Origin of the sequence: Actinomadura decatromicini, from assembly GCF_008121305.1 — a bacterium.
GTDB lineage: Bacteria > Actinomycetota > Actinomycetes > Streptosporangiales > Streptosporangiaceae > Spirillospora > Spirillospora syzygii.
On record NZ_VSRQ01000001.1, the window covers coordinates 1631282 to 1648862 of the forward strand.

The following is a 17581-nucleotide window of genomic DNA, read 5'->3' on the forward strand; positions in this document are numbered from 1 at the left end:
GATATATGAAAAGGTGTCGCAGCGACCCGTGACCTATTACGGGTATGTGATAACAAGTGGTCATGCGCGCCATCGATCTGCTGAACGGGCGGCTCAAGCTCCGCCACCTGGTGCTGCTGGTGACCATCGCGGACCAGGGCAGCGTGCTGCGCGCGGCGGAACACCTGCGCCTGGCTCAGCCCGCCGTCACCCGCAGCCTGCGCGAGGTCGAGCAGATCCTCGGCGTCGAGCTGTTCACCCGCGGGGCGCGCGGGATGACGCCGACGCTGTTCGGCGAGGCGTTCATCGAGCATGCCCGGGCCGTGCTCGCCGAGCTGCGCCGGGCGGGCGAGCGCATCTCCGGCCTCGCCGACGGCGAGACGGGCACCGTGGCCATCGGCACTCTCCTGGCGGGATCGAACGTGCTGCTGCCCCGCGCCATCGCGGCGCTCAAGCGCGACCGGCCGGGCATCACGGTCATCGTGCGCGAGGCGACGTTCGTCGAGCAGGTGCCGCGCCTGCTCGACGGGGAGATCGACCTCGTACTCGGCCGGCTCAACCCGATCGAGGACGTCCGGGGCGTCCGGCAGCTCACGCTCTACAGCGAGCCGGTCCGGCTCGTGGCCAGGGTGGGCCATCCGGCGCACGAGCAGCCGCGACCGGACCTCGCCGACCTGCTCGCCTACCCATGGGTGCTGCCCCTGGAGCAGACCGCGCTGCGCCATGAGCTGGAGCAGGTGTTCACCGCCGCGGGGCTGCGCCTGCCAGAGAACCTGGTGGAGTGCACTTCGATCCTCACCGTGCGCACGCTCATCCAGGACACCGACATGATCGCGGCGCTGCCCGAACTGGTGGCCATGACGTCCGAGGGCATCGCGCCGCTGCCGATCCCGCTGGACCCGGTCCGGCGGCAGGTCGGCGTCACGCTGCCGGACCGGCGGCCGCTCACGCCCGCGGCCAGGCTCATGCTCGACCATCTGCGCGAGCAGGCCGCGCTGGTCACACGGACCGGATCAGCTTGATCAGGGCCCGGCTCACGGCCGTGTCGGACGCGGCCAGGTCGAGGACCACGTCGAAGTGGTCGCGGTCCGGGACGACCATCAGTTCGGCCGCCGGCCCCCAGTGGTCCTGGAACCGCCTGCTCTGCTCGACGAATCCGGAACCGTCGTGCCCGGCGACCACGAGGACCACGGGGAAGCGCCGCCCGGCGGGGAGCAGCAGGGGGCTGAGCGCCGCGGCCCCGGCCAGGTCGAGCCTGATCGTGTCGTTGACGTACGTCCGGGTGATCGGCCTGATGTCGAACAGCCCGCTGAAGGGCATCGCCGCCTTGACCACGTCGTCGGGCACGCCGAACTCGCGCTGCCAGCCGTCCACCATCAGCATCCCGGTCAGATGACCGCCCGCCGAGCTGCCGCCGACCACGATCCGGCCGGGATCGAGCCCGAACGCGCCGCCCTCGCGGTGGATCCACGCGATCGACGCGCGCACCTGCCGGACGATCTCCTCCAGTGTGGCCTCCGGCGCCAGCGTGTAGTCGGGCACGACCGTCGCGATCCCCCGGTCGTTCAGCGACCTCGCCATGAACGCCGAGTCGTGCCTGGACAACGCCATCCAGTAACCGCCGTGCAGGAACACGAACACCGGCCGCGCCTCCCCCGGCGCGGCCCCCCACACGTCCAGCCGTTCGCGGTCGTAGACCACCGAGCGCCCCGGCAGCCCCACGACCGCCTCCCGCGACATGCGCCGGTAGCGCCGCATGTGCGCGCCGAACAGCTCAGGCCCCGCCTTGCGCCTGACGTTGTAGGCGCGGTCGAGCGCCTCCTCGTCGAGTTCGCGGCCGGGCCAGGACGCGAGGTTCACCCTCCCGCGCCCGCCGTGAACGCCAGGATCGCCTCGGAGGTGATCTCGGGTGAGTCCAGCGTCGGGAAGTGCGTGGGACCGCCCAGCCAGCGCGGCTGGAACCACGGGTGCTCGGCGCTGAAGGCGCGCTGCCCGCGGCGGTGCCCGAGGTCGCTCGGCTGGGAGAACAGGTGCGCGATCGGCCGCTCCTGCTTGATCGCCAGCATCCGCTCCAGCGGCGATCCCCAGGCGGCGTACGCGGCCTCGATCACCCGGCACGACCTCGTCCACATCTCCTCGTCGAACCCGGCCATCTCCTCGTACAGGTGGCGCTTCACCGCAGAGCTGTCGGAGCCGTCGAGCCAGATGTCGAACAGCTCCTGACGCCCCTGGCTCCATGTGTCGGGGTGGTACCCGGCCCGCAGTCCCTCGACGAACTCGGGCGAGGCCCTGCGCACCAGCCAGTCCACGACCACCACGCGGGGTACGCGCCCCGCGCCGAGCCGGTCGGCTATTTCGAGGTTGGCCCAGCCGCCGTGCGAGGTCGACACGGGGACGACTCGCCGCACCGCCAGCTCGTCCAGCAGCGCGACGGCGTCGTCGGCCATCTCCCGCGGCCCGAAGTCGCCCGCGACCGTGCGCCGTGTGCCGTGCCCGCGCCAGTCCATGCGGATGACCTGCCGCTCCTCGGCGAGGATCGACAGCACCCGGGAGAACAGCCGGTGATCCTGGCACCAGCCGCTCAAGAGCAGCAGCGCGGGCTCGTCCGTCACGGTGCCCGTGACGTCGAAGTCGATCTCATGGCCGTTCAGTGTCGTCGTCCTCATGGTGCCCCACCCTCGTCCCCGGACACGATCCAGGGCAAATACCCGTCCGGGGTGCTGGTATCACAGGATGGGTATGACGTGCGGCTTTACGGCCGCGGAGGCGGATCGGAAAGCCAGGACCCAGGAGGCCCGGTATGACGCTGTCGGTATAGGGGCCGCGTGAAGCGGTATTGGCCGTCACGTCGCGGCCCGCCGGATGATGCTCGTCAACCACCCCGATCCGACCCGGGAGCGATCCATGAGCCAGCAGGTGCTCGACGCCGTCCGCGAGTTGCTGCCCAGCCTGCGAGAGCGCGCGCAGGAGACCGAGGACGCGCGCAGGGTGCCTGAGGCCTCCGTCAAAGCGCTGCGCGAGAGCGGCTTCTTCCGGCTGCTGCAGCCCGCGCGCTACGGCGGCTACGAGTGCGACCCGGTGACCTTCTACACCGCGGTCCGCCTGGTCGCCGGCGCCTGCGGGTCGACCGGCTGGGTCGCCTCCGTGCTCGGCGCCCACCAGTGGCACGTCGCCACCTTCCCGGCGCAGGCTCAGGACGACGTCTGGGGGAGGGATCCCGGCACGCTGGTCTCCTCGGCCTACGCCCCCCTCGGGCGGGCGAGCGCCGTCGAGGGCGGATACCGGCTGTCGGGCAGGTGGAGCTTCTCCTCCGGCGTCGACCACGCGGGCGCCGCCATCCTCGGCGGGTTGATCCTCGGCGACGACGGCGCACCCGTCGACTGGGCGGCCTTCCTGGTACCCGTCCAGGACTACACCGTCCACGACGTCTGGCGCACTGTCGGGTTGCGCGGCACGGGAAGCAACGACGTGGAGGTCCAGGACGTGTTCGTCCCCGCGCACCGCGTGCTCAGCTTCAGCGCCTCCTTCAACTGCGCCTGCCCGGGCCAGGAGGTCAACACCGGTCCGCTGTACCGGATCCCGCTCTACTCCCTGATGACCACCACGATCGCCACGCCGCTGGTCGGCATGGCGACGGGGGCATACGACGCGCACGTCGCCCACCAGCGCGAACGGGTCAGGGTGTTCGCCGGGGAGAAGGTCAAGGACGACCCGTTCGCCAAGGTGCGCGTGGCCGAGGCCGCCAGCGAGATCGACGCGGCGTGGCTCCAGCTCACCCGCAACATCACCGAGATCTACGACGCCGCCCGCGCGCGGGAACCCATCGCGACCGCGCTGCGGCTGCGGCTGCGGCGCGACCAGGTGCGGGCCTCCGAGCGGTGCGTCGCCGCGCTGGACCGGCTGTTCGAGAACTCCGGCGCGGGGGCGCTCGCGGACGGCACGCCGATCCAGCGCTTCTGGCGCGACGCCCACGCCGCGCGCGTCCACGTGGCCAACGACCCCGAGGCGGCGCTGAAACTGTACGGTGACGGCGAGTTCGGCGAGACCGTCGCGGCGGGCATGCTGTGAGGCGCGCGCCCGACGCGCCCGGGGCCCCGGGCGGCACCCCGGACGCGCCCGGGGCCCGGGACGGCGCGGCGGTCGACCGCGGGACGTTCCGGCATGTCCTCGGTCACTTCTGCACGGGCATCGCCGTGATCACCGCCTTCGACGGGGCGCGCCCCGTCGGCTTCGCCTGCCAGTCCTTCGCGGCGCTCTCCCTGGACCCGCCCCTGATCCTGTTCTGCCCCGCGAAGACCTCGGGCACCTGGCCCGCGATCCGGCGGGCGGGCCGCTTCGCGGCCAACCTGCTCGCCCACGACCAGCGCGAACTCAGCTCCCGCTTCGGCCGAAGCGGCGCCGACAGGTTCACCGCCACTCCCTGGCACCCCTCCCCCGGCGGCGCCCCAGTGCTGGACGGCGCGCTGGCCTGGGTGGACTGCACCGTGCACGCCGTCCACGACGGCGGCGACCACCACATCGTCGTCGGCCGGGTGGACCACCTGGCCGCCGGCGCCGGAGAGCGCCCGCTGCTGTTCTACCGCGGCGGTTACACCGTCACCGAACCCCCAGCCGCACCCGCCCAGGCCCAGCCGCACTTCCTCACCTGGGCAGACCCCGGCGAGTGGTACTGACCGCCGCGTCGGCAGGCATCTTCCGCACCATTCCACCCCTCGGAGGTTGATCCCATGAGCAACGCCCGCAAGGTCGTCACCGGCGGCCACGTCATTACCATGGACGACCGGTACGGAGATCTGCCCCACGGCGCCGTGCTCATCGAGGACGGCCGCATCACCGCCGTCGTCCGCGACGCCGCCGAACTCGCCGGCGCCGACGCGGAAGTGATCGACGCGAGCGGCGGAATCGTCCTGCCCGGCCTGGTCGACAGCCACCGGCACACCTGGATGGCGCTGATGCGGGCGATCGCCGCCGACCAGTCGCTGCCCCAGTTCCTCGGCACGACCTTCGGCGGCACCGGTTCCTTCCTCACCGCCGAGGACCTCGGGACCGCCTCCCTCGTCGGCGCGCTGGAGGCACTGGACGCCGGCGTGACCACGATCATGGACTGCTGCGACTGCGTGAACACCCCCGCCCACGCCGACGCCGCGATCGACGCGCTGCGCGCCACCGGCATCCGCGCCGTCTACGCCTACGGCATGCAGAAGTGGGACTTCACCCCCACCCCGTTCACCGGCCACCACGACCGGCTCAAGGACTTCCAGCGGGTCCGCCACGAGCTGCGCGACGGACTCGTCACGCCCGGAGTGCTGCTGAGCGACTTCGGCACCGTGCCGTTCGAGCACACCATGGCCGAGGTGCGCCTCGCCGCCGACCTCGGGGTGGTGATCAGCTCCCACACCGCCGCCGCGACCGGTTCCATCCTGCTCAAGGGCCTGCGCGAGATGCGCGACCACGGCCTGCTGAACCCCGGCCACGTCCACATCCACTGCCCGGCGCTGGACGAGCGGGAATGGCGGATGATGGCCGACACCGGAGCGAAGGTCACCATCGCCCCGGAGACCGAGATGCAGATGGGCATGGGGATCCCGCCGCTCCGCCCGGCGATGGAGGCGGGCATCGCGCCCGGCGTCAGCACCGACATCGTCTGCGTCGGATCGGGCGACCTGTTCTCGCAACTGCGGCTCGGCCTGCAGACTCAGCGCATGCTCGACAACGACCGCGTGCACCGCACCGGCACCATGCCGTGGACCATCGCCCTGACGACCAAGGACGCACTGGCCTGGGGCACGACCAACGGCGCCGACACCCTCGGCCTGTCCGACCGCATCGGCTCCCTCACCCCGGGCAAGCAGGCCGACGTGGTCGTGCTCAAGCCTCGGATGGACCTCGTCCGCTCCAGCCACCCCACCGGCACCGTCGTCCTGCAGTCCACCGCAGCGGACGTGGACACGGTCCTGGTCAACGGCGAGTTCCGCAAGCGGAACGGGAAGCTGCTCGGCGTCGACCTGGCCGCGGTACGCGCCCGAGCCGAGACCGCGCTCACCCGCATCCACGACGGCCACGCGAAACTGCCGGACCTACGGCCCGAAGACCTCCGCGCCTGGTGGGAGACCGCCGAGCGGATGGCCACCCGCTCCTTCGGCTCCGCCTACGCCGACGGCATCCCCCAACCGTCCTGACTCCAGGTGGAAGACGCCACGTCGAACGGATCGGCTGTGCGTGACGGTCATGCATGTCCCGCTTCAACAGGCCCCCGGGCGACGCGGAAGCCGATGTTGCCCGCGGAACTGTCGGGCGTGTTGGACGACCTGGCCGCGACGCGATAGCGGTTGCAGTACGACGCGTGGCACATGTGCGAACCACCGCGCATTACCCGGGCCGTGCCCCAGGGCGGGCCTACCGGATCCCTGCGCGGCCCGGTGCGGTGGAACTCGGCGCTGAACCAGTCGGCGCACCACTCCCAGACGTTCCCGGCGACGTTATAGAGACCGTAGCCATTGGGACGGTAGGACTTCACCGGCGCCGTGCCGAGATAACCGTCCTCGCCGGTGTTGAGATTCGGGAAGTCCCCCTGCCAGACATTGCACATGTGCCGTCCGCCCGGGGTCAGTTCGTCCCCCCAAGGGTAGCGGCGCTGTTCCAGCCCGCCCCGAGCGGCGTACTCCCATTCCGCCTCGGTGGGCAGCCGGGTGCCGGACCAGGCGCAGTACGCCTGCGCGTCGTTCCACGAGACGTGCACGACCGGATGGTTCTGCCTGGAGGTAATGGACGAGCCGGGCCCCTCTGGCCGCTTCCAGAAAGCACCCGGTACGGCACGCCACCACGGAGCCGTGTGAACGACCTGCGAAACGCGCGCATTCTCCTCACTGAGAAAACTCTCGAAGATGAAGGAGAATCCGAAGCTCTCGGCCTCGGTGACGTGGCCGGTGGCCTTGACGAAGGCGGCGAACTGGCTGTTGCTCACCGTGGTCGCCTCGATCTGGAAGGGGCTCAACTCGATCTCCCGGATCGGTCCCTCCCCGTCGGCCCGGTAGCCCTCCTCGTCGTCGGTGCCCATGAGGAAGGACCCGCCGGGAAGCGGGATCATGCGCTTGTGGCGGGGCGTGGCCGACCGCGGGGCCACGGTCGACGGGATGTCCGCCGGCTCGCGGCCGGGGGTGCAGCAGAGCTTGGACATGGGTTCTCTCCGCTCGGTCGGGGTGACCGCGGCCCGCCCGCGAACACGGGCCGCGGTCCTGGCTGTGTGGTCAGCTCCGGCGGTCCGCGGCGAGCTGGGCGGCCAGCGCGGGGATGCCCAGGTTCTGCTCGTCGGCCGGGCTCGCCTGGTAGAGCTTGTTGGTGAGCTGGTACGGGTCGTTGACGAGGTCGTAGTACTCCCGGAAGGTGACCTGTCCGGTGCCGGACACCCTGCCGCTCGCGTCGGTGCGCAGGTCGTAGTACTCGACGTACTGCCTGTTCTTCGCGACGTAGGACGCCCAACTGTCCTTGACGCCCGCCGTGCCCTGCTTCCACCATTCGACCAGCAGGTGATCGCGGTTGAAGCCGGACAGCAGCGACGTGCCGTCCTGCGGCGTCGTGGCGGTGATCCCGGCGGCGGCCAGGATGGTCGGCGCGATGTCGATGTTGGCGACGATGCGGTTGTCGGTGGTCCCCGAGCCGAAGCCGCCCGCGGGCCAGGACAGGTAGAACGGCACCTCGTGGGCCGGGGAGTAGGGCGTCCCCTTTCCGAGGAGGCCGTGATCGGCCCACTGGAACCCGTTGTCGCCGATGTAGATGACCAGCGTGTTGTCGAGCTGGCCGAGGGCCGTGAGCTTGTCCTTGAACGCCTGCACGGCGTCGTCGACCGACAGCAGCGTCCGCAGTTGCCGCTGCCGCACCGCCCGGCCGTCGGCCAGGGTGTTGGTCGCGTTCTTGACGTAGGCCGGCTTGTCACTCCGGTCGGCCTCGGGGACGGAGGGACGGCCGTTCCAGGTCGGCACGACCGTGTCGGCGTACTGGGCGGCGGGAACGTTGGGCTCGTGCGAGGCGTACGGGGTGACGTACGCGAACCATGGGCGCGTGTCGGTCGTGGATTTGCTCAGGAAGGCCAGCGTCTTGTTCTTGACGATGTTGGTCGTGTACCCGTTGATCGTCTGGACGGTGCCGTTGACGTTCCACTGGGCGTCCACGTATCCGGGCTGGAGCAGCGCCCATTCCTCGAAGTGCGGTGGATTGTCGGACAGCGTCCAGGAGTTGAGGTACTTCCCGAACAGCCCGGTACGGTAGCCCGCCTGCTTGAGGTGGTGCTGCACCGTCGTGCTCTGGTCCAGGCTGTAGGAGGCCCCGTTGTTCCGCACGCCGTGGTTGTGCGCGTAGCGTCCCGAGAAGATCGACGACCGCGAGGGGGCGCACAGCGGAGTGGTGACGTGGCCGTTGCTGTAGGTCACGCCCTGCCCGCCGAGCCAGGCGATGGTCTTCTGGATCGCCCAGTTCGTCTGCTTCGGGTTGTCGTCGGTCACGATCAGGAGGATGTTCGGGCGAGCGGCCGCGGACGCCGTTCCGCCGATCCCCGGAAGCACCGAGGAAGCGGCCGCCACCGCGGCCGCCGCGGCCGAGCCGACGAGGAATCGCCGCCGCCCGAACCCGCCCGTCCCGCCTTCGCGCTCTCGCTGTTCCTCACTCATGTTTCCCCACTCCTCTCGCAGACGGCGACATGCCGTCTCCAGCCGGAAATGAATCACTCGATAGACGCAGGGGACGCCGAGAAAAAGAGAGAACAGGCTCACAGCGCGAAACGATCGAGCCACATCGGAAGGTGATCTCAAACCTGGAGTCCTGGACGCGAACCCACAGGAAGCCTTGCCGACGGCACGGCAACAGACTGCTGGACGATGCCGTTCCGGCGACTACGCGGCAAAAGGCGGACAGAGCGCGCTCGCCTGCCGCTTGAAATCGACATGCAGGCGAGCGACCAAAAAGTCACCCGGAGTCATAAGCGAACGGTAATGAACCGTCCCCGATCGCGTCAATCCCGCGAGCTGACCTATTTCCGGAAGAAGGTGAACCCCGCGGCCGTAGACCAATTTCGCCACAGCGCACGCCAACGCCTTAACGCCGCAAAGGGGCGACGATCCGCATTGACAATTTCCCGCAGAATGCGCGGGCGCCCGCACATTCGAGCGCGGCCGGAACACCGGCACTAGGCCAAGCGCTCACGCACCCTTCCGAGAGAGCCACCCGAAGCCACTTCCAAACCAAAACGGTAGGAAAAATAGGATAGCCGTGTCAACGCTTCACCCTCGGCCTACACCGGACACCCTGGCCAACCCCAACCTGGACGAACGCGAGGCTGAGACCGCGATTCTCCATGCCGAGCCGGCCCTGGCCGCTGCTGCTTTGAGAACCTCAAGGTCGACGCGCGGGGCGGCCGAACCTACGAGCTCGGGTCGGGGCCGAATCGGGTCGTGCCGTCGACCTTGGCGGACTTGCGGATGCGAGTCTGGACCGTGGGCTGGACTCCGCGCAGGTTGGCACCGCGCAGGTCGGCGCCGTCGAGTTCAGCGCCGCGCAGGTCGGCGCCGCGGAGGTTAACGCCGCGCAGATCGACTCCGCTCAGCTTGACCTCGGTCAGAACGGTGTCGCTGAGGTCGGCTCCGGCCAGGAGGACGCCGGGGAGCTGAACACCGGTTAGGTCGGCGCCGCGCAGGTCGGCACCGCGCAGGTCGGCGCCGGGCAACTCGGCGCCGGGCAATTCGGCGAGTTCCAAGTTCGCTCCGCGCAGCTCCACATGATCCAGGTGGGCTCCGCGTAGATCGGATCCGGCCAGGTCGGCGCCTGCCAGGCTCGCCGGCGATGTCAGGCGCAGGACGGGAACGCCAATGCGGTGCAGGTCCATCCGGGGCGCCCCGTACGGATCGGCCGGGCGGCGGGCCACCACCGCCATAGCGGCCGCGACGTCGGTGTCGGGCGCGTCTGGAAACCGGGGCAGTGGGGCGTGCTTGAGGCGGACATGCTCGCGGACGAAGACGGCCAGCACATCACGGATGGCCAAGCGGTCGCGGGGTGAGTCTTTTGCGACGCGTTCGAGGGCGTAAACGGCGGCGGCGCGCACCTCCCGCCTACCAGAGCCCAACTGCTCCACGGCCTGGGCATAGCGCTCGGTGACCTGACCTTCCTGGAGCGCGCGCACGTTGTCGCGGCTGGTGCGCAGCTCAGCTTGGCCGGTCCGCAACGTCTGCGCGGTCGCCAGCAGACTTCCACCTCCCAGCACGACACCGGCCAGCAACACCAAGCTGTTGATCCACTGATGGCGGCGCTGGCCCCGTTGCTCCCGCGCTCGCTCCACCAACTCCAACCGCCGGTCGGCAGGTAAGGCGTCCAACTCGGCCTGCGACGGCGGTCGCACCCGGCCCGGCCGAGCCTCGCCGTCCCGGTCCCGGGACCGATCGGCAGACCCTCGCTCCGACGACGAGGACGACTCGGTCGATTCAGTCACACCCCCTCAGACGCCCGCGACCATCCAGACAGTTCGAAAGGATCACATCGGAAGGCGGGCGAGCCGTCGTGTCATGAGCGTCATCGCCGAAAATCCGAAGTATTTAGGCCCGAACCGGCCTGGAGCCGGCCTTCACCGCCCTTGAGGAACACGAGCGGCAGACAGGTCAGCACTGCTGCTGACCGGCGAGAAGCCCCAGGCATCGGCCCCGAGGAACCGGCCGCCGCATCCTCGTCACCCCCGGCCTGCTGCTTCTGGGCCTCGGCCCTCCACCGGCACGTGCCGGTGGAGGGCCGAGGCTTATGGGGTTAGTGGCAGCTCGGGGTGTGGCAGGCTACCGCGTCGCGAGCTCCGGGGCCCCAGGCGAGTTCGAGGTCGCTGTTGCCGATGCTCGCCGATGGGGGGCTGTGGACGACGCCGATCTCCTCGATCGTCTCCTGCGGGGGGAGGTTGAGGTGGGAGTTGTTGTCGATCCATGACAGCCCCCAGTGGGCGGCGTCATGGATGACGGCGGTGTAGCCGGAGCAGATGTTGTTGGTTTCGCTGTAGGTGAGGGATGTGTTGCTGAAGCCGAGTTGGCCGCTCCAGGTCGCTTGTTTGCAGCCGGTTCCTCCGGGCGCGGGGGTGTAGTTGACGACGGTGTTGCCTGCTCCGTACCACATGAGGATGTACAGGCTGTTGGGGAAGAGGATGACCGGCGGGTTCTCGGTGGCGATGAGGTCGTCTCCGACGTACCAGTCGCTGCCGTTGGTCTGAAGCAGGTTGCGAGTGAAACATCCCCAGACGGCTCTGACGTCGCGGGGGTTGGACGGCTGGAGGCAGCCGGACTGGTAGTAGGTGCCGGACATGGAGTAGGCGGTGGCGCCTCCGGTGGGCCGGAACTTGCGCAGCTTGGCGTTCGCTTCGGCTCTGGGGATGCCCGCGTTGAGCGCGTCGGTGTAGGTGGAGCGGCCGGCGGATCGGTAGGCGCGGACGAGCTTGGACGCCGAGCCGGGCTTCTTGCTTGTCTTGGGGAAGGTCACCGTCATGGATCCGTACCGGCCATGGCTGGACTGCCCGGAGCGCAGGTGCACGGTGACGCCGGCCGTCCCGGCGTAGGTGAAGCCGGTGCCGTTGTCGGAGGTCCAGCGTGAGGTGATCGACCCATCTCGGTTGCCGTGCTCGGACACCAGCCGCAACCCCTGCACCGAGCCCTTGGGCGCCATGACCTTGACGGCCTTGGACGATGCGAGAAGGTGCTCGGCCGCCGTCGTGGACGGGGCGGCCGATGCCGGAGCGGCCAGGCCGCCGAGAAGGGCCAGGCCTGCCGCCATTGCCGCACCCGCGGTGACACCACGGGGTCGGCGGGACTGCTTGATGCGCATAGGTCTCCTTTGTGTCAGCCGGGGAGCAACCAAGCCCCCGAGCTGTTAGGCGAGCGAGAAGGACCATGGCGTGACGCGCCCGTCCGTTAGAAGATGTTTTGAGGAATTCAAATCACGACGGGGGGCAGGCTCGGTGATTCGTGTCGAGTTGGATGCCGGTGGGGTGGCCGGGATCCGCTTCGTGGTGTCGCCGCTGAAGGCGGCACAGGAATTGGCATTCAAGTTCGGCCGCTACCCGTACCTGCTGCCCCAGGCGTGGCGGCGCCGTGCCGCCGCGGCGCTGGCCGAGCCGGGCCTGCCGCTGCTGAATGCGCTGATCGCGAAGGCGGCGACCGGTTATTTCCCGGACTTCATCAATCCCGTACCGGTCTGTTTCGAGGAAGACGTGGACGACCAGTTGCATAGGGTCACCACCACGCCAGCAGACCGGATCGGCTACGAGGCCGCGATCATCTTCGGGGGCCATCCATGGTGCCTGAGAGGCGATGTCAGCCGGGCACCGGTGATGGCGCAGGCGACCCAGGGCGGCGAGTCGCGGCTGGCGCAGAGCCTGGCCGAGGAGTTGAAGGTCTTCTGGACAAGGGCGCTCGCCGCGCAATGGTCTCGGATCAGAGAACAGATCCACGCCGACATCGCGCTGCGCGGAGCGCAGACCGCTCGCGATGGCCTCGCCGCCATGGTCACCGGACTGGCGCCATCGCTACGCTGGCGCGGCGGCGGCCTCGACCTCGCAGCCACAGCCGACGGCGGACGAACCAGAGCCGACGGGCTGTTACTGACCCCGGCACTGTTCAGAGGAACGGTCACCTTCGCGATCGACCCGCCCGACGCGGTCCAACCCCGACTCCCGATGATCACCTACCCCATCGCCGACACCACTCCGGCCAAGGCCCACACCCGGCCACCGCGTCTTGGCGCCACCAGAGCTCAACTGCTCCAAGAGCTCACCGCTCCCGCCTCGACAACAGAGCTGGCCAAAAGACTGAACCTGTCACCCGGAACCGTGTCCTACCACCTCCAAGCCCTCCATCGTGACGGAATGATCCAGCGGGCACGCCAGGCCCAAAGGGTGCTTTACCAGCGGATCATCTAAACGTCCGGCGGCCTTTCGAGACCCGGCCCTGATCACGGCAGCGCGTCTACCGCCTTTCACACGAGAAATACCTCGCCAAGCGATCACGGCAATCACGTCTCCGCCTAGTTAAGGCTCTGGAATTTCTAAGCGAGGGTGTGCTCAGGCCGCGATGACGGCGAGCGCGGCCTCCCCATGGCCGAACATGGCCGAGCGGCGGGTTCCGCAGGCGGTGAAGCGGTGCCGCGCGGGAGACGTCCGTAGCGTGCAGGGTGTGGGAAGTGATCCTCCGGTGGAGCCGCCTGGCCCGCCTGAGTCCAGGTCTGGAGCTGAGGCTGGGGTTCACCAGAGGGTGAACGCCGCACGCGATGCTTACATCGCGGGCCGGGACCAATACATCATCAACGTCGGCGGGCAGAGCGAGGCATCCTCATCTGCACCGCTGGGTCGGGTGATCGGCGAACTGGGTGAGCAGGACGCGCTGGCATTGGAGGTGCACCAGGCATTCGAGCCGAGCACGGTGAGCACGTCCGTCCAGGTGCCGGTGCTGCCGGTGTATCTGCACCGACCGGAGTTCGACGACCGGTTGCGCGCCGCCGTCGCAGGCGCGGCGCATGGCAGTCGCCTGGTGGTGGTGGTCGGGGATTCCTCGACGGGTAAGACGCGGGCGTGCTGGGAGGCCATCCGCGCCGAGCTGCCGGACTGGCGGGTCTGGCACCCGCTCACTCCCGAACGCCCGCTCGCGCTTGCCGAGGCGGTACGCGCCGGGCGGATCGCGGCGCGGACGGTGATCTGGCTGAACGAGGCCCAGTTCTACCTGCAACCCGCAAGCGGGGAACAGGTGGCGGCCGAGCTGCAGGCGCTGCTGGCCGACCCGGCGCGCGGGCCGGTGCTGGTGCTGGGGTCGATGTGGCCCAACTTCCGGCGCACCCTGACTCGCGTTCCCGATGACGAGGCGGATCCGGATCCGCACCGTGCCGCGCGGACGCTGCTCGACCGGACCGACTACGTCACCGCACCGCCTGCCTTCACCGCCGCGCAGCTCACCAGCCTGGCCGCCACCATCGCCACCGACCCGCGCCTGCGCGCCGCAGCCGCGCAGGCGCGCGGGGGCCGGATCACCCAGGAACTGGCCGGCGCTCCCGAACTGCTGCGCCGCTACGAGCAGGCGAGCCCGGCGGCGCGGGCGGTGCTGTGGGCCGCGATGGACGCCCGCCGCCTCGGCCACAGCCTCTACCTCCCCGAACCGCTGCTGCAGGAGGCCGCTCCCGGCTACCTGGACGACCACGAATGGGACCAGATCGGCGGCACCGCCTGGTTTCGTGCCGCCCTGGACGAGCTCACCGCACAGCACGTCCGCCTTCCCGGCCCACTGGTCCAGCACCGGTCCCGCCCCGGGGAGCCGGCGGCCGTGCCGTTGTACCGGCTGGCCGACTACCTCGAACAACACGCCCGCACCGAACGCGCCCGCCGCTGCCCGCCCGCGTCGTTCTGGACCGCGGCCGCCCACCACGTCCACACCCCCGACGACCTCGTCGTCCTCGCAGACCAGGCAGAGCGCAGAGGCCGCTACCGGCACGCCGCGCACCTCTACCAGCAGGCCACCGACAAGGGCAACCCCGACGCATTTGCGCGCCTGGCCTGGCTGAGGGAGAACGCCGGTGATGACGCGAGTACCAAGCGGCTCGCCCGCCAGGCCCTCGACGCGGGGAACACCGACGCGCTGGTGGCCCTGGCCCGGTCACGGGAGAAGGCCCTTGACTGGCAGGGTGCCGAGCCGCTCTACCGGCAGGCCGCCGACGCCGGGAACCCCGAAGCGCTGGTGGCCTTGGCCGAGCGGCGGGAGAGCGCCGGTGATCGCGCGGGCGCCAAGCGGCTCTACCGGCAGGCCGCCGACGCCGGGAACACCACCGCGCTGGAGTCTCTGGCCTGGCAGCGCGAGCGGGCCGGTGACCCGCAGGGCGCCGAACGGCTGGCCTACCAGGCCGCCGACGCCGGGAACACCGACGCGCTGGTGCGGTTGGCCCGGCGGCGAGAGAAGAAGGGCGACCGGCAGGGTGCCGAGCTACTCGCCTACCAGGCCGCCGACGCTGGACACTTCGACGTCCTGGCACGCCTGGCCCAGCGGCGGGAGAAGAAGGGGGATCGCCGCGGTGCCGAGCGGCTCTACCGGCACACCGCCGACGCCGGGAACACCACCGCGCTGGCGCACCTGGCCTTGCTGCGGAAGAAAAAGGGTGACCTGCGGGGTGCCGAGCGGCTCTACCGGCAGGCGGCCGACGCCGGGAGCACCGACGCGCTGGTGGCCCTGGCCAACCTGCGGTATGAGGCCGGTGACGGCAAGGCTGGCGGGCGGCTCTACCAGCAGGCCGCTGAGGCCGGGAACCCCCATGCGCTGACGGTCCTGGTCTGGGAGCGGGAGAACGCCGGTGATCATGAGGATGCCGAGCGGCTCGCCCGGCAGGCAGCCGACGCCGGATACCCCTTTCTGCTGGTGTCCCTGGCCAACCGGTGGGAGTGGACCGGTGACCGTCACGGTGCCGAGCGGCTCCTGCGGGAGGGCGCCGACGCCGGAGAGGGCTACGCGCTGACGGGCCTGGTCCGGCTACGCGAAGAGGCAGGTGACGTCACGGGTGCTGACCTGCTCCGCCGCTTCGGCCTGACCGCCGCCGGGGAAACCGAGCAACCCTGGACCTAGCAGCCAGTACAGGTCCGGACCCAGGCACCACGACCAACCGAATGCGCGCCGACCATGGCGCTGGCCGGGTCGCCGCTGCTGTTTCCCGGATTGCCCTTGTGCTGGCAGGAGGGTTTGCCCCAGTCGGCTGTGTTGGACGCGGTAGAGGGGACAGGGAAGTCCCTGTCCCCTCCGAATCACCGACGAGGGCCCGCTACTGCGGAGGATTCTCTTCCGCGTTACGCAACGCCTGGCCGGAGGCGTTCTTCATGCTGGCAACCCAGGCATCGAGCCGTTGCCTGAGCGTCGCGCCCGCGCTGCCGTAGGAGTTGTCGAGTTGGTTGGGGTCCACGGACAGGTCGTACAGCTCATGCTCGCCCGTGTCGTAGGCGACGTAGTTCAGCGGACCGTGCGTGCCGAGCGTGTTGGGTTTGGCTCTGAGTCCGGCGTAGACGGGGGCTCCCCCGGTGGCCAGCGCCTGCGCATCACCGGGGTCCTGGGGCTCCAACAGGTTGGTCTGGGTATTCGTGTTCAGGGTGCTGGGCCCGGCGTGCTCGTTCAGCAAGGCCAGACGCCACCGCGACGGCGTGACTCCCTTCAGGAACGGCACGAGTGACCGGCCGTCGACGAAACTGGGCGGCGTCACCCCGGCCAGTGCGGCGAAGGTCGGCGCGAGATCGGTATTGAGCGTGAAGGCGTTGACGGTCGCTCCGGCCGGGACGCCCGGCCCACGGATGACCAGCGGAACGTTGAGGTCTTCCTCGTAGGCCGTGTTCTTGCCGGAGTTCAGCCGGTGCTGACCCTGGTGGAAACCGTTGTCCGAGGTGAAGACGATGTAGGTGTTGTCGAGGACGCCCTGTGCTCGCAGGGTGTCGATCGTGTCCTGGACGAGGTCGGTGACCGATCGAAGTGACTCCCTGCGCTTTTCGTAGAAGGCGTCGATGTTGTCTATCTGTGTCTGGGTGAGCTTGGCCTTGTTCCGTATCCAGGCTGGCTTGTCGCTCACGTCGTCCTCGTTGAACGAGGGGGTCCGTGGAGCCTTGGCGCCGGCGTAGATGCCCTCATAGCGGGGCGGCGGAGTCGCCGGCCCGTGAGGGATGTAAGGAGCGACGTAGGTGAAGAAGGGTTTGTTCGGATAATTGGTGGTGGTGTTCTTGATGAAGGTGGTCAACTTGCGCGAGATCACGTCGACGCCGTAGTCCGACGGTGCGCTGCCGTAGTGGACGGTAGTGCCGCTGTCGTTGACGTCGTAGTTGTACTCGGAGTAGGGGCTTCCGCCGTTGGGGCTGAACCAACGGGTCCATCCGGGTGGGATGTACGTGCTGCTCGGCGCCCCGTTGGGGTAGCCGTTCAGGTACTTGCCGAATAGAGCGGTCCGGTAGCCGGCGCTCTGGAGCCAGGTCGCGATCGTCGAATTTTCCAGGCCCTTGTTGTACACGGTCTGGAATCCGCCGCCGGAACCCGGATCATTCGTGAAGATTCCCGTGTTGTGGGCGCACTGCCCTCGCAGCGTCGACGTTCGGGACGGGCAGCAGAGGGAAAGCTCGACGAACTGCTTGCCGAATGTGGTCCCCTGGCTGGCGAGGAGCGTCTGGAGCCCGGCGTCCTTGGCGAAGACGTCTTCGTTGAGATCGTCTGTCAGAATGAAGACGATGTTGGGTTGGGTTGTCGCCGCCGCCAGCGCCGACGAGCCCTCGATCCTCAGACCCGCGTAGACGGCGCCCGCGAGCAGGACGAGCACCAGCAGGGTCACCGAGAGCGTCGATCTCCGGCGGCGTGCCATGTACGACTTCATGCCTGCGCCCTTTCTTCCTGCGCTTTCTAGAATCCATCGCCGTGCGTTCTCGCAGCGATTTCCTGGCGCGTCACCTCCCTTGCCGGCCACGCAGCCCGCAGTTTCTTCGATTCTCTGTTCCAGTCGGCGGACGCACGGACGCCACTCGTGGCCACTGTGCCGATGTGACCTGGTTTCCGGCGTGTCCGGGCCGCGCAGCACCTTGGGGGATCTCAGAAGA

13 protein-coding genes are annotated in these 17581 nt (G+C 69.4%); 6 read left to right on the forward strand and 7 right to left on the reverse strand.

Translation table 11 applies throughout. From position 1 onward, the window contains the following. Positions 1–62 precede the first annotated feature (62 nt). Positions 63–1001, forward strand: coding sequence for a LysR substrate-binding domain-containing protein (locus FXF68_RS06770; protein WP_148757982.1), 939 nt, complete (start codon positions 63–65; stop codon positions 999–1001). Here FXF68_RS06770 and FXF68_RS06775 read toward each other — a convergent pair. Next, entirely contained in the window at positions 979–1839 is an 861-nt protein-coding gene (locus tag FXF68_RS06775) for an alpha/beta hydrolase (protein WP_246178364.1), read from the reverse strand. The genes FXF68_RS06770 and FXF68_RS06775 overlap by 23 nt on opposite strands. Then, on the reverse strand, positions 1836–2645 hold the full coding sequence (locus tag FXF68_RS06780) for an alpha/beta fold hydrolase (protein WP_148757983.1): 810 nt from the start codon (positions 2643–2645) through the stop codon (positions 1836–1838). Before FXF68_RS06780 ends, FXF68_RS06775 begins: the two co-directional genes overlap by 4 nt. A 238-nt stretch (positions 2646–2883) precedes the next feature. Between FXF68_RS06780 and hsaA the strand changes: the two genes are divergently transcribed. From hsaA to FXF68_RS06795, 3 genes are read left to right on the forward strand one after another with little or no spacing between them, the layout of a single operon-like run. Next, entirely contained in the window at positions 2884–4047 is a 1164-nt protein-coding gene (hsaA, locus tag FXF68_RS06785; RefSeq protein WP_148757984.1) for a 3-hydroxy-9,10-secoandrosta-1,3,5(10)-triene-9,17-dione monooxygenase oxygenase subunit, read from the forward strand. Beyond that, positions 4044–4652: a 3-hydroxy-9,10-secoandrosta-1,3,5(10)-triene-9,17-dione monooxygenase reductase subunit gene (gene hsaB / locus FXF68_RS06790; protein ID WP_148757985.1), complete on the forward strand. Its 609-nt coding sequence runs from the start codon at positions 4044–4046 to the stop codon at positions 4650–4652. Before hsaA ends, hsaB begins: the two co-directional genes overlap by 4 nt. Before the next feature lie 54 nt (positions 4653–4706). Continuing rightward, the gene (locus FXF68_RS06795) at positions 4707–6158 is read left to right on the forward strand and encodes an amidohydrolase family protein (RefSeq protein ID WP_148757986.1); all 1452 of its coding nucleotides are present in this window, start codon (positions 4707–4709) and stop codon (positions 6156–6158) included. Positions 6159–6205: 47 nt separating this feature from the next. On the opposite strand, the gene FXF68_RS06800 is transcribed toward FXF68_RS06795, so the two are convergent. From FXF68_RS06800 to FXF68_RS06820, 4 genes are all read right to left on the reverse strand, one after another. After that, positions 6206–7156: a formylglycine-generating enzyme family protein gene (locus tag FXF68_RS06800; RefSeq protein WP_148757987.1), complete on the reverse strand. Its 951-nt coding sequence runs from the start codon at positions 7154–7156 to the stop codon at positions 6206–6208. A gap of 70 nt (positions 7157–7226) precedes the next feature. Next, positions 7227–8642 (reverse strand): sulfatase family protein, encoded by a 1416-nt coding sequence (locus FXF68_RS06805; protein ID WP_148757988.1) that lies wholly within the window; start codon positions 8640–8642, stop codon positions 7227–7229. Between the two features lie 749 nt (positions 8643–9391). Next, positions 9392–10303 (reverse strand): pentapeptide repeat-containing protein, encoded by a 912-nt coding sequence (locus FXF68_RS43685; RefSeq protein ID WP_246178439.1) that lies wholly within the window; start codon positions 10301–10303, stop codon positions 9392–9394. A 458-nt stretch (positions 10304–10761) separates the two neighbouring features. Beyond that, positions 10762–11766, reverse strand: coding sequence for a hypothetical protein (locus FXF68_RS06820; RefSeq protein WP_148757990.1), 1005 nt, complete (start codon positions 11764–11766; stop codon positions 10762–10764). Positions 11767–11950: 184 nt separating this feature from the next. Between FXF68_RS06820 and FXF68_RS06825 the strand changes: the two genes are divergently transcribed. Next, positions 11951–12910: a winged helix-turn-helix domain-containing protein gene (locus FXF68_RS06825; RefSeq protein ID WP_187437766.1), complete on the forward strand. Its 960-nt coding sequence runs from the start codon at positions 11951–11953 to the stop codon at positions 12908–12910. 331 nt (positions 12911–13241) lie between these two features. Next, a complete protein-coding gene (locus FXF68_RS06830; RefSeq protein WP_148757992.1) occupies positions 13242–15587 on the forward strand; it encodes a tetratricopeptide repeat protein in 2346 nt (781 codons plus the stop codon). Positions 15588–15780: 193 nt separating this feature from the next. Here FXF68_RS06830 and FXF68_RS06835 read toward each other — a convergent pair whose 3' ends face one another. Then, positions 15781–17361, reverse strand: a complete 1581-nt coding sequence (locus FXF68_RS06835; protein ID WP_187437767.1) for a sulfatase family protein — start codon at positions 17359–17361, stop codon at positions 15781–15783. Between the last annotated feature and the right edge of the window lie 220 nt (positions 17362–17581).

Coding starts and splice junctions, on each gene's coding strand:
- FXF68_RS06795 (WP_148757986.1), top strand. CDS start 4,707: ATGAGCAACGCCCGCAAGGTCGTCACCGGCGGCCACGTCATTACCATG.
- FXF68_RS06780 (WP_148757983.1), bottom strand. CDS start 2,645: ATGAGGACGACGACACTGAACGGCCATGAGATCGACTTCGACGTCACG.
- FXF68_RS06800 (WP_148757987.1), bottom strand. CDS start 7,156: ATGTCCAAGCTCTGCTGCACCCCCGGCCGCGAGCCGGCGGACATCCCG.
- FXF68_RS06770 (WP_148757982.1), top strand. CDS start 63: ATGCGCGCCATCGATCTGCTGAACGGGCGGCTCAAGCTCCGCCACCTG.
- FXF68_RS06820 (WP_148757990.1), bottom strand. CDS start 11,766: ATGGCGGCAGGCCTGGCCCTTCTCGGCGGCCTGGCCGCTCCGGCATCG.
- hsaA (WP_148757984.1), top strand. CDS start 2,884: ATGAGCCAGCAGGTGCTCGACGCCGTCCGCGAGTTGCTGCCCAGCCTG.
- FXF68_RS06835 (WP_187437767.1), bottom strand. CDS start 17,361: ATGAAGTCGTACATGGCACGCCGCCGGAGATCGACGCTCTCGGTGACC.
- FXF68_RS06805 (WP_148757988.1), bottom strand. CDS start 8,642: ATGAGTGAGGAACAGCGAGAGCGCGAAGGCGGGACGGGCGGGTTCGGG.